This is a genomic window from Leuconostoc miyukkimchii (assembly GCF_019656055.1).
Taxonomy (GTDB): Bacteria; Bacillota; Bacilli; order Lactobacillales; family Lactobacillaceae; genus Leuconostoc; species Leuconostoc miyukkimchii.
Genome location: NZ_BPKY01000006.1, coordinates 104,179 through 116,503, shown reverse-complemented (window position 1 = coordinate 116,503; position 12,325 = coordinate 104,179). Strand labels below are relative to the sequence as shown.

Genomic DNA, 12,325 nt, shown 5'->3' with positions numbered 1-12,325 from the left:
AAGGAGAAAAAATATGCGTTTAGATAAATATTTAAAAGTGTCGCGCTTAATTAAGCGAAGAACAGTAGCAAAGGAAATTTCTGATCAGGGACGAATTTCAATTAACGATAAGGTTGCAAAATCATCGTCGAATGTGTCTACCAATGATGAGATCGAAGTACGTTTTGGTAATAAAACTTTACGTATCAGAGTTATTAAAATTGTTGAAACAACCAAAAAAGAAGCATCAGCTGATATGTATGAAATTATTAGTGAAACCTTTGCGCAAGATTTTAGGACAACTGACGAAGATACATCATCCAATGTTTAAACAAATCTAAAGATTGTTGAAAAAACACTAAGAACGTGCCAAACTAGGAATAGGTAAATTCATGTCGACTTATAACAGAAGACAATCGCATAAACAACACGTTAACCCAGAAATACAGAGCATTATACGTAATTCTGAGCCAGCTAATATGCAGGCAAAGCGTCACTATCAAAAGGCCCACGCTAATCGTGAGAAGCGGATTCTTTTTTTTGGTGCTATTTTTGCCACAATTTTTGCCGTACAATTACTCATTAGTCAAGTCCGATTACACACGGCAAACGCGATGTTGACTTCTGCTCAAAGTCGCTTGATAGCAACTAAAAAAACAAATTCAAAGTTAAAGTCAGATACAAAACGTTTAGAAGATCCCACTTATTTGCAACAAATTCTACGTGATAAATATGGTTACACGAAACAAGGCGAAATTATCTACAACTTGCCTAATGAATAATAAACTTCAAAGCACCTGAATGGTGTTTTTTCTATAAAATGGTTGAAAAAATTCAAAAACAATTACAATCTTATAAATGGGAAGCCACAGTTATTGTGGCTGTTTCTGGTGGTGTGGATTCTGTCGTCTTGTTACATACGCTGCGGCAACAGTTACCAGATACAAAGTTGATTGTCGCCCATGTTAATTATCATTTGCGTGAAGAAAGTGATGCCGATGAAAGCTTTGTGCGAGATTTAGCAGAGAAATATCACGCAATTTTTGAGCATACATCTTGGTCTAAGGTGTCAGATATTGGGGTTGAGAAGCAGGCGCGCGATTTCCGTTATCAATTTTTTGAACAGTTAGCAAAAAAATATCACACACAAACAGTTGTGGTCGCACATCATGCTGATGATCAAGCAGAAACTGTGCTGTTGAAGCTTATTCGTGGTGGACAACTCAGTCAATTATCGGGAATGCATACAAAAAACAGACAAATTATTCGACCGTTTTTGTTGATAACTAAGCAAGAATTGATACATTATGCACAGGAAAATAATCTTCACTGGCAAGAGGATAAGACAAACCAAGATGCAACATATACGCCACGTAATTATTTACGACAAGTCATAATTCCACAATTGAAAACAATTAATCCACAAACCGTGAGACATATTAATGCTTTTGCCAATCAAATTGAAAAGCAGTCAGAATTAATCACTGCACAAGTTGATGTTTATGTGCAAAATATCGAACATGATTGGCAAGCTATTCCAGAGTTATGGCAAGAGGAAACGATCAAACGCTACATGCAATTAAAAGGCATATATCGCTTCAAACAAACCCAAATTTTTCAGATAATACAATTGCTTAGAAATAATAAAAAACCAACTGGTGTCGTACAACTATCAAAAAATGTTAAATTTGTTAAATCATATCAACAAATCTATCTTGAAAATAGTACAAAAATAACAAATACACTACAAGTTTTGCCGGCAATTATGTTAAAATTAAACCAATGGCAGAATTTTGCAAAAAGCACGTATTTGTGGTCAGATTATGAACCGAATAACGATGATCATTATTTTTCATTTCAATTAAAGTTACCCACATCACAAATATACTTGCGTCCAGTGAAAACAAGTGATAAACTAGCACTCATAAGCGGACATAAACTATTGAGACGGTTAGCAATTGATGAAAAATTATCTACATTTGAACGTCAAAATATGCAAGTTTTGGCAACGTCAGATGACGTGATTATCGCGGTTAAGATCCGTCAACATTGGCGTATAAGCGCAGATTTTGTTAGCAAACAAGATGCGAAGCCATATTGGTTAGCATGGCGAATTGAGGAAAAGTAGTGAATAACGATATACAAGAAGTGTTGTTTGACCAGACTAGCATTCATGATGCAGCAGTACGTCTGGGAAAAGAAATTACGCAAGATTATGCTGGTGAAAAACCAGTTGTGTTGTCAGTATTAAAAGGTGCCTACCTTTGGACAGCTGATTTATTACGTGAGGTTGACTTATACCTTGATTTGGAATTTATAAATGTTTCCAGTTATCATGGTGGTGTCAAAAGTACGGATGAAATTACACTTGTAACAGATATCCGTTCTGATATTCGGGACCGTCAGGTAATTATTTTAGAAGACATTGTAGATACTGGGCAGTCCTTACTGTTTATGAAGGAATTACTTGCTGAACGTGGTGCGACATCAATTAAAGTTGCCACATTACTTGATAAAAAAGCTGGCCGTAAGGTTGACATTGAAGCAGACTACGTTGGTTTTGATGTTCGTAATGAATTTGTTGTTGGTTATGGTTTAGATTACAAAGAGTTGTACCGGAACTTACCATATGTTGGTATTTTGAAAAAAGAAGTTTATACTGATTAACTTCTAGAATTTGAGGAAACTTTAATGAATAAGAATCAAAAAGGTGGTTTCTTAAAAAGTTCGATCTTTTACATTTTCATCTTCCTTGCTGTAGTAGGGATGATTTATGGTTTGTTTGGTAATGATAAATCAACTTCTAAAACTCTCACATCGAGTGAATTTCTGAAAGCGTTAAATGATAAGGACCTTAAGTCAATCACAGTCCAACCAGCAAATGGTGTCTATAACATTTCTGGTGAATATAGAAAACCTCAGACTGTTAAGTCAGACAAGGGATTTAATATTTTACAACAGTCACAAAAAGTGACACATTTCTCATCAACAGTGCTACCAAATGATGCATCGCTCAAGTCAGTGACTGATGCAGCCGAAACGACTAAAACAGATGTTGAGACAAAACAACAAGAATCTTCTGGATTCTGGCTCAACTTATTGGTGTCATTAATTCCAATCGTTCTAATTGTTGCCGTGTTTTATGTCATGATGAGTCAAGCAGGTGGTGGTGGTAAAGGTGGCCAAGGCGGTATGATGAGCTTTGGTAAATCTAAAGCTAAGCCATCTGATCCAAAAGATAATAAAGTACGTTTCTCTGATGTTGCTGGAGCTGAGGAAGAGAAACAAGAATTAGTTGAAGTTGTTGAATTTTTAAAGGCACCCAAGAAGTTTGTTAGCTTAGGTGCACGTATTCCAAAGGGTGTTTTACTTGAGGGACCTCCCGGAACTGGTAAAACATTATTAGCTAAAGCAGTTGCCGGTGAAGCAAATGTACCGTTCTTTTCAATGTCTGGCTCAGACTTCGTTGAGATGTTTGTTGGTGTTGGTGCTTCGCGTGTGCGTGACTTGTTTGAAAATGCAAAAAAGTCTGCCCCAGCAATCATATTTATTGATGAAATAGATGCTGTTGGTCGCCGTCGTGGTACTGGCATGGGTGGCGGTAACGATGAACGTGAACAAACCTTAAACCAAATCTTAATTGAGATGGACGGTTTCGAAGGTTCAGAAGGTGTCATTATCTTGGCATCAACCAACCGTTCCGATGTCTTAGATCCTGCCTTATTGCGTTCAGGTAGATTTGATCGTAAAATTTTGATCGGTGCACCTGATGTTAAGGGACGTGAAGCAATACTTAATGTGCATGCTAAGAATAAGCCATTAGATGATAATGTTGATTTGAAAGCAGTTGCACAACAAACACCAGGTTATGTTGGTGCTGATCTAGAAAACTTATTAAACGAAGCAGCCTTATTAGCAGCTCGTCGTAATAAGAAAAAAGTGGATGCCTCAGATATTGATGAAGCAGAAGATCGTATTTTCCAAGGTCCTGCAAAAACAAATCGTGGCATGTCTGAAAGAGAACGTCGTACAACAGCTTACCATGAAGCTGGTCATGCGTTGGTTGGCTTGATTCGTTCAGAGGCATCAATTGTTCGTAAAGTTACAATTGTACCGCGTGGTCGAATTGGTGGTTATGCTTTAATGACGCCAAAGACTGACCGATACAACCTCAGATATTCTGAGGCAAAAGAACAACTTGCTGGTCTCATGGGTGGTCGTGCATCTGAAATATTTATGTTCAATGAAGCCAGCTCTGGTGCTTCTAATGATTTCCAACAAGCTACTGGGTTAGCTCGACAGATGGTAACAGCATTTGGTATGTCAGATAAATTGGGCATGGTGCAGTTGGAAGGAAACGCTAGTGTTGGTTATGCCGAACAAGCAGGTAATCGGGCCTATTCTGAAGAAACAGCGCGTTTAATTGATGAAGAAGTACGTCGTCTGTCACAAGAAGCATTTAGCGACGCTTCAGCAATTATTGCTGAACATAAAGATAAGCTGGTTGCAATTGCGGAAGCATTGCTTGAAGTTGAGACCTTGGACGAAAGACAAATCAAGGATATTTACGAAACTGGTAAGTTTACTCGAAAAGATCCTCAAGATAATGACGAGTTAGCAAAAGCAAAATCGTTTGAAGAAGCAAAAGCAGCAGTTGATGCTAAGGATTCTGAAGCAGAAGCACGTTTTGAACATCATGATGATAAAGATGATGACGCAAATAAGTCGGAAGCTGATCAAGATGATGATTCTGTAACTGATGACAAAGCAGATGAAAATAAGTAAAATAGGAGTTGACGATAGCGTCAACTTTTTTATTTTAAACAATACGATGCTTACTAAATAGTAAAAGAAAGAAAATATGTCAGATCAATTTATTAAAACAATTACAAAAAATAAATATTTCCGTGCCTATGCTTTGGACGGCACAAATTTTGTGCGAGAAGCAGCAACAGCTCACAATACTTCAAGACTTGCTTCAATCGTGTTAGGCCGAGGTTTGTTGGCTACAACATTGACAGCACAATCTGTTTTAAAAGGCGAAGAGCGATTAGCTATTCAAATTAATGGTCGTGGACCAATTGGTAATATTGTTGTGGAGGCAGATGCCAAGGGTAGTGTGCGCGGCTATGTAACGAATTCACAGATAGAACCAGTTTTTGATGAACAGGGTCAATTGGATGTTGCGGAAGCAGTCGGTAAAAATGGTTTCTTGCAGGTCACTAAGTTTGCACCGTATTCTAATCCTTACATTGGGCAAAGCCAGCTTGTTTCAGGAGAAATAGGTGATGATTTTACCTATTACTTAGCGCAATCTGAACAAATTCCTTCAGTTGTTGGCGTTTCTGTTTACATGAACACTGATGATACGGTTGAATCTGCTGGTGGATTTTTAATTCAAGCATTACCAGATGCCACAGATGCAGCCATTGATGAACTTGAAACAGCCATCAAAGGTTTAAAGCCGTTATCTGATATGTTAGTTGATGGGTATACGCCATTAGAAATTCTAGAGGATGTCTTTGGAAAAGGCGAAGTTGAAATTTTACAGGTTGCTGGTGTTGGATTAGCTGCAGAACCATCAAAGGATGATTATCGTGATATGTTAACAACACTACCTGCAACAGAAGTTCAGGCAATGATTGATGAGGACGATGGTGCTGAAGTTGTGGGTAAGTTCTCTGGTAAGCGCTATTTCTTCACATCTCAAGAATTGCGCGACGTTATTTTAGAAATTAATGCCAAAAATGCTGAGTAACCTTTGAGATGAACGCCATTTTTTGGTATAGTAATTGTTAGTGAGATTTTTAACACCGGTCAATCAGAACCGAAATAAAGTGGAGGAAATATGCTCGAGTGTACTATAACAACAGCTATTAGGTACTAATGTTGTAGTGAATCGAGTATTCTAAAAAAATGGCAGAAGAAAAAGCTCTTAATGATCAAATGTTAGCACGTCGTCAAAAATTAGCAACAATTGTGGATGACTTACATTTGGATCCCTTTGGTAAGCGTTTTGAGCGCACAGCTAAGGCACAAGAATTACATGATTTGTATGATAATAATACATTAGAAGAACTTGAAACGACAAAACATGAAGTCATTATCGCTGGTCGTATGATTGCTAAACGTGGTGCTGGTAAAGTTATTTTTGCTGATTTCAGGGATGTGTCTGGTAAAATTCAAGTTTATGCTAAGCGTGATGATTTAGGTGAAAACTATCCTATTATTAAGCGTGCCGATCTTGGTGATTTCCTTGGTATTAAAGGCATTGTTATGAAAACAGAGGCTGGTGAATTAACAATTTTGGCAACAGAATTGACACATTTGACTAAAGCCTTACGTCCGATGCCAGATAAGTTTCATGGTATTGCCGATGTTGAAACACGTTACCGTAAGCGTTATTTGGACTTAATTGCCAATGAGGAATCATTTAAGAAGTTTCAATTACGTTCAAAAATCATTTCAGCAATCCGTGCGTATATGGATTCACAAGACTTTATGGAAGTTGAGACACCTATTCTCCAAACAGAAGCTGGTGGTGCTGCTGCAAGACCATTCATTACACATCATAATGCCCTAAATATTGACATGTATATGCGTATTGCTACTGAACTATATTTGAAACGCTTGGTTGTTGGTGGTTTTGAGCGTGTTTATGAAATTGGTCGTATTTTCCGTAATGAGGGTATGGATCCAAAACATAATCCAGAGTTTACAACAATGGAAACGTATGCTGCTTATATGGATTTTACTGACGTTATGGATGAAACGGAAGGTATCTTTAAGGCTGCCGCTGCAGTTGTATCAGATGAACTAAAAGTAACATATCAAGGTACAGAAATTGACCTTGGTACAAAGTTTGCACGTAAGCATATGATTGATCTGATTAAAGAATATGCTGGTGTTGATTTTTGGCAAGAGATGTCTATTGAAACAGCTCAAAAGCTAGCTGATGATAATCATGTTAAGTACGAAGAATACTGGCGTGTGGGTCATATTATTAACGCTTTCTTTGAAGAATTTGTAGAAGACAAGCTGATTCAACCAATATTTGTTTATGGTCATCCGGTAGAAGTATCGCCACTGGCAAAGAAAAGTACCAAAGATGCACGATTTACTGATCGTTTTGAGCTATTCATCATGGGTAGCGAATATGGCAATGCCTTCACAGAATTAAATGATCCCATTGACCAACGTGCCCGTTTTGAGGCACAAGTTGCTGAACGTGAAAACGGTAATGATGAAGCTGAAAATATTGATGAAGACTTCATTGAAGCGTTAGAATACGGTATGCCACCTACGGGTGGTTTGGGTATTGGTATTGATCGATTAATTATGCTTTTGACTGATTCTGATACAATTCGTGATGTGTTATTATTCCCAACAATGCGTTAATAGATAAATTTCCGCTTGGGTAAATTATCTACAATCTAAAAAATGATTTTAAAGGCTTGACAAAACCTGTAGTTATTAGATATAATTATAGAGTTGTGTTAAGCAATTATTCCGACTTAGCTCAGTTGGTAGAGCACCTGACTGTTAATCAGGTTGTCGTCGGTTCGAGCCCGACAGTCGGAGTTTTATGAGAAGCGAATCCTTTGGGATTCGCTTTTTTTGTGATTGAATACAGCTTGAAAAGTATTGACAATTGCAGACGAAACTGGCATAATTAAATAGTTGTGTTAAGCAATTATTCCGACTTAGCTCAGTTGGTAGAGCACCTGACTGTTAATCAGGTTGTCGCCGGTTCGAGCCCGGCAGTCGGAGTTAAACAGATAACGTTTTTGGTTATCTACTTGCCGACGTAGCTCAGTTGGTAGAGCACGGGTATCGTAAACCTGGGGTCGGAGGTTCGATTCCTCTCGTCGGCACTAAATAAAATAAAAAATCTAGTTAGTATACTAACTAGATTTTTTATTTGGGTCGTTAGAGTAAACTATTTTTTAAATCTAACCGTAAACGTTAACAAACTAGCAATTGCTAAAATAATTGCCACAAAAGCATATGGTAGGTTACTACCAATATCTAAAAAGATGCCACCTAGAACGGGTCCAACAATATTGCCGACACTTGTTAATGACATGTTGAGTCCGTTAATCAGACCTTGCTGTGATTCGTTGATGTGTGAAAGTAAAGTTGTAATGGCTGGGCGTAAGATGTCAAAACCAACGAAAACAATCAATGTGGCAACGAAGACTTCCCATTTGCTTTGTGCAAATAAAATCCAAACAATAGACAAGAAACCTGAAATGAAGCTAATGCGAATCACCATTAGTTCACCAATATAGTGAACTAATTTTTCGAAGAAAACAACTTGGAATATTAATGATAAGATGCCATTAACAACCAAAAACCAGGCAATTTCTGACAGATTGAAACCACGTACATCGTGGAAATACAGGCTGAACATGTTTTCAAATGCTGCCAAACCAAATGACGAGACAAGAATCATGATGAGCAACATGATTAGAGCAATAGACCAAAACTGTCTGGTACCAACTCTTTTGGTAGTTTTGTCTTGTGCCGTACTTTTTTTGACACGAAGTTTTTGTTCATCGGGCATGAAAATAATAAAGACGACAAATGCAGTTAAACCCAAAATTGCAGAGCCGAAGAACGGTAAAGTATGATCAATGTTGGCTAACATACCACCAATTCCAGGGCCTAAAATAATACCACCACTAAATGATGCTGATAACCAACCAATAACACGTGCACGATTCTCACTAGTAGTCATGTCTGATGCTAGTGCGGTAATTGAAGGCATTGATAATGCAGCAGCTAGTCCACCTAATGCACGAGCACTATTGAGTTGCCAGAGTGAGTGTCCAATTCCAAAAGCAAAGAGGCCTTCGGAAATTGTAAAAAGCAAGAGACCGGCAGCAATTAATGGGACACGTGAAAATTTATCTGAAAAGCGACCGATAATAGGAGAAGCAATAAATTGTGCCACTGCAAACAAGGCTGCCATAACACCCATATCAGTTGCAGTGAGGTGCATATCTTCTTTGATATAGGGTTCAACTGGAATAATTAAACCAATACCTAGCATAATTAGGAGTTGTGAGCCGACTATTAATACGAGGGCACGTTTTTGAATTTGTGTCATGTGGAATCATCATGCTTTCTGTTAGTTTTTGTAAAAAGAGTATAAAAAAGAGGGCGTCGCATTGACAACGCCCAATCTACATCCACTATTGCAGGATAACGCATACACAATAATTGTGTAATATTCAGTATACTTTTCAGAGTATCATCAAAAAAAATAACTGTCAAGATGGTAATCAGCATCATTATGAGATAATGTGTAAAAATATTCAAAAGTGGTAGGTTTGTAACATCTAACCTGTTATGATATAAGAGTATGAATAAATATTAAACTTCACTAAGGGGCCACCATGGGGACTGATCAAAAACTTAATCGTACTATGACGTTAATTCCTGCTATTTCAACAGTCATGGGCACAGTCATAGGTGCAGGTGTATTTTATAAAGCTTCGAGTGTAGCGGATGCCACAGGATCCACCAGCATGTCATTGTTTGTTTGGCTAGTTGGTGGCTTGATTAGTTTGGCGGCAGGGTTGACTGGCGCTGAATTGGCAGCAGCATTGCCTCAAACAGGTGGTATGCTTGTCTATATCGAACGGGCTTATGGTAAATTAGCTAGCTATTTATTAGGTTGGGCACAAATTATTATTTACTTCCCAGCAAGTATTGCTGCCAAAGGGATTATCTTTGGCACGCAGGTGGCAAATCTTTTGCACTGGGGTTACGGTGCGATTATTCCGTCAGGAATTGTTGCCTTAGTATCAATTGCTGGCATTAATATGCTAGGTTCAAAAATTGCTGGGCAATTCCAAGCAATTACGTTATTTTTCAAATTGATTCCATTGGCTTTAATTATTATTTTTGGCTTATTTCAATCAGGTGGCGTTGATGTGACACTTTTCCCAGTTGCACCTGGACATGAAGTGAGTGGTTGGGCATCAGCGATGGGTGCTGGTTTAATCGCTACAATGTATGCCTATGATGGTTGGATTCACGTGGGTAATATTGCTGGTGAAATGAAGAACCCAACACGTGACTTGCCACGTGCGATTGCTGGTGGTTTGATGGGTATTATGGTCATCTATTTGTTGGTTAATTATGCCTTCCTTCACGCATTGCCTTTTAGCGCTGTTCAAGGCAATGCTAACACAGCCATGGATGCGGCGCAACAGATTTTCGGTGGTTTTGGCGGTAAATTAATTACCATTGGTATTTTGATTTCTATTTATGGTACACTGAATGGCTATACAATGACTGGTATGCGTTTGCCTTATGCTATGGCATTGGAAAACAGCTTGCCATTTTCGAAGTATTTGGTTAAGCTTAATCGTTTCAAAATTCCTTATATTGCGGGTATCTTTGAATTAGTTTTGGCAGTTGCGTTGATGTTTGTTGGTGGTTTTGATACCTTAACGGACATGTTGATTTTCGTGATTTGGTTGTTCTATACGTTGGTCTTTGTTGCCGTGATTAAATTACGTCATACAGAGCCAGAATTAAAACGACCATATCGGGTACCGCTTTATCCAGTAGTGCCCATTGTTGCTATTGTTGGTGGTTTGTTCATTATTGTCATGACGCTCTTGACAGAATGGCAACTTGCATTAATTGGGGTTGGCGCTACATTAGCTGGACTACCACTATACTTTGTTATGAAATACCGTAAAAATTAATATTATAATGCAAAACGTTCGTGTAAAACGGACGTTTTTTGTTGTTTACTTTTTTAACATATACACGGGATAAAATTGCGTGTTGAACTATTATCTTTGCTATAATGAAACTAGTTTAGTCATTTTTGAGAAAGGTCAGTTAAAGCGTAAGTACATATGGCAAAAATTAAATTTCACATTGCATCACAGACAGAATTAGTGTTGGACCAAGATGCTAAGATTGGTGATATCGTTGATCTGACAGATGAACAAAATATTGATACAAGTATTATTAATGGTAAAATCGCTGATATTTTAGAGGATAAGTTGACCCAAGCTAAAGAAGAGTGGTCAGCACAGCAAGCTGAGCAGTCAGCTGTTACTTTAGAAAATAAATTACAAGCACAAAAGCAAGAATTGCAAGCACACATCAATGAAAAAGAGAACCAGATTACGGCATTAGAGACCGAGCTTAAAAGCATATCTCAGCAAGCCGATGTTGAGCTCAAATCACAATTAGTTCAAAAAGAGCTGGACATGCAAGATACATTAGCTAAGAGACAGCTTGAAATTGCTGAATTAGAATCAAAAATTGAAGCAATTAAACAAAAAAATCAATCAGAACTTGAAACACAACGTATTTTAAAAGAAGCTGAGACACAAAAGACATTAGCAGAATGCGATCAAAAGCTCAGTGAATTGACTTCACAGCTACAACTAAAAGATCAAGAAAAGCAGTTACAAATTAAAAATATTCAAAGTCAATATGAATCAGAATTAAAAATGGCAAACGAGCAGATTGAGTTCTATAAAGACTTTAAAGCACGTCAATCGACTAAGGAAATTGGTGAAAGCCTCGAACAATATGCCATGACTGAATTCAACAAGATTCGTCCGTATGCTTTCCCAAACGCTTATTTTGAAAAAGATAATGAATTGTCAGAGACGAATTCAAAGGGTGATTTCATTTTTAGAGATTATCAAGATGGTACAGAATTCGTGAGTATCATGTTCGACATGAAAAACGAAGCTGATACAACGGCAACAAAGCACAAAAACGCAGATTTTTTTAAGGAATTAGATAAAGACCGTCGTGAGAAAAAAACAGAGTATGCGGTGTTAGTGTCATTATTAGAAGCTGATAGTGATTACTATAATACAGGCATTGTGCAAGTCACGGAGTATGACAAAATGTATGTCATTCGTCCGCAGTTTTTTGTACAGCTCATCGGTGTTTTGCGAAATGCCGCGCTGAATACAGTGACCTACAAGCAAGAACTCGCTCAAATTCGTGAACAAAATGTTGACATTACACATTTTGAAACCGACTTAACGAATTTTAAGACTGCCTTTGGTAAAAACTATCAAAGTGCTTCAAGAAACTTCAAAACTGCCATTGAAGAAATCGATAAATCCATTGCGCGCATGGAAGCCGTTAAAAAAGCCCTCACGACGTCTGAAAATCAATTACGTCTTGCTAACAACAAGTTGGAAGATGTGAGCGTTAAGAAGCTCACACGGGGTAATCCGACGATGAAAGCGAAGTTTGATGAGGTTGGTGGCTTGGAATAGTCTCGTAAAAAATTCCAACTTTTGGAGATGTATTACCCAATGAACGTCGTCATCAGAGTGTTTATGATAGT

10 protein-coding genes and 3 tRNA genes are annotated in these 12,325 nt (G+C 37.8%); 12 read left to right on the top strand and 1 reads right to left on the bottom strand.

Going from position 1 to position 12,325, the window contains the following annotated elements; translation table 11 throughout:
• The first annotated feature begins 13 nt into the window (after positions 1 to 13).
• The 10 genes from K5Q13_RS06560 (at position 14) to K5Q13_RS06515 (ending at position 7,853) form a co-directional block, all read left to right on the top strand.
• Entirely contained in the window at positions 14 to 310 is a 297-nt protein-coding gene (locus K5Q13_RS06560) for an RNA-binding S4 domain-containing protein (protein WP_220740912.1), read from the top strand.
• A 61-nt stretch (positions 311 to 371) separates the two neighbouring features.
• Positions 372 to 761, top strand: coding sequence for an FtsB family cell division protein (locus K5Q13_RS06555; RefSeq protein WP_220740911.1), 390 nt, complete (start codon positions 372 to 374; stop codon positions 759 to 761).
• A gap of 38 nt (positions 762 to 799) precedes the next feature.
• Complete coding sequence (gene tilS / locus K5Q13_RS06550; protein ID WP_220740910.1) at positions 800 to 2,107, top strand: tRNA lysidine(34) synthetase TilS; 1,308 nt, start codon at positions 800 to 802, stop codon at positions 2,105 to 2,107.
• The gene (gene hpt, locus K5Q13_RS06545; RefSeq protein ID WP_220740909.1) at positions 2,107 to 2,646 is read left to right on the top strand and encodes a hypoxanthine phosphoribosyltransferase; all 540 of its coding nucleotides are present in this window, start codon (positions 2,107 to 2,109) and stop codon (positions 2,644 to 2,646) included. The genes tilS and hpt overlap by 1 nt, the downstream gene beginning before the upstream one ends.
• 24 nt (positions 2,647 to 2,670) lie before the next feature.
• Entirely contained in the window at positions 2,671 to 4,764 is a 2,094-nt protein-coding gene (gene ftsH, locus K5Q13_RS06540; protein WP_220740908.1) for an ATP-dependent zinc metalloprotease FtsH, read from the top strand.
• Between the two features lie 76 nt (positions 4,765 to 4,840).
• A complete protein-coding gene (hslO, locus tag K5Q13_RS06535; RefSeq protein WP_220740907.1) occupies positions 4,841 to 5,737 on the top strand; it encodes an Hsp33 family molecular chaperone HslO in 897 nt (298 codons plus the stop codon).
• Positions 5,738 to 5,895: 158 nt separating this feature from the next.
• Positions 5,896 to 7,377: a lysine--tRNA ligase gene (lysS, locus tag K5Q13_RS06530; protein WP_220740906.1), complete on the top strand. Its 1,482-nt coding sequence runs from the start codon at positions 5,896 to 5,898 to the stop codon at positions 7,375 to 7,377.
• 110 nt (positions 7,378 to 7,487) lie between these two features.
• Positions 7,488 to 7,560, top strand: a tRNA-Asn gene (locus K5Q13_RS06525).
• Positions 7,561 to 7,676: 116 nt separating this feature from the next.
• Positions 7,677 to 7,749 (top strand) — tRNA-Asn (locus K5Q13_RS06520).
• Between the two features lie 31 nt (positions 7,750 to 7,780).
• Positions 7,781 to 7,853, top strand: a tRNA-Thr gene (locus K5Q13_RS06515).
• Between the two features lie 65 nt (positions 7,854 to 7,918).
• On the opposite strand, the gene K5Q13_RS06510 is transcribed toward K5Q13_RS06515, so the two are convergent.
• A complete protein-coding gene (locus K5Q13_RS06510; RefSeq protein ID WP_220740905.1) occupies positions 7,919 to 9,091 on the bottom strand; it encodes an MFS transporter in 1,173 nt (390 codons plus the stop codon).
• Between the two features lie 289 nt (positions 9,092 to 9,380).
• On the opposite strand from K5Q13_RS06510, the gene K5Q13_RS06505 reads away from it, so the two are divergent.
• Positions 9,381 to 10,703, top strand: coding sequence for an APC family permease (locus K5Q13_RS06505; RefSeq protein WP_220740904.1), 1,323 nt, complete (start codon positions 9,381 to 9,383; stop codon positions 10,701 to 10,703).
• A gap of 156 nt (positions 10,704 to 10,859) precedes the next feature.
• Positions 10,860 to 12,254 (top strand): DUF2130 domain-containing protein, encoded by a 1,395-nt coding sequence (locus K5Q13_RS06500; RefSeq protein WP_220740903.1) that lies wholly within the window; start codon positions 10,860 to 10,862, stop codon positions 12,252 to 12,254.
• Positions 12,255 to 12,325 lie beyond the last annotated feature (71 nt).

Bases quoted from the DNA above. Each gene is read 5' to 3' on its own strand.
- K5Q13_RS06560 (WP_220740912.1), top strand. From the start codon at position 14: ATGCGTTTAGATAAATATTTAAAAGTGTCGCGCTTAATTAAGCGAAGA.
- K5Q13_RS06555 (WP_220740911.1), top strand. From the start codon at position 372: ATGTCGACTTATAACAGAAGACAATCGCATAAACAACACGTTAACCCA.
- tilS (WP_220740910.1), top strand. From the start codon at position 800: ATGGTTGAAAAAATTCAAAAACAATTACAATCTTATAAATGGGAAGCC.
- ftsH (WP_220740908.1), top strand. From the start codon at position 2,671: ATGAATAAGAATCAAAAAGGTGGTTTCTTAAAAAGTTCGATCTTTTAC.
- hslO (WP_220740907.1), top strand. From the start codon at position 4,841: ATGTCAGATCAATTTATTAAAACAATTACAAAAAATAAATATTTCCGT.
- lysS (WP_220740906.1), top strand. From the start codon at position 5,896: ATGGCAGAAGAAAAAGCTCTTAATGATCAAATGTTAGCACGTCGTCAA.
- K5Q13_RS06510 (WP_220740905.1), bottom strand. From the start codon at position 9,091: ATGACACAAATTCAAAAACGTGCCCTCGTATTAATAGTCGGCTCACAA.
- K5Q13_RS06505 (WP_220740904.1), top strand. From the start codon at position 9,381: ATGGGGACTGATCAAAAACTTAATCGTACTATGACGTTAATTCCTGCT.
- K5Q13_RS06500 (WP_220740903.1), top strand. From the start codon at position 10,860: ATGGCAAAAATTAAATTTCACATTGCATCACAGACAGAATTAGTGTTG.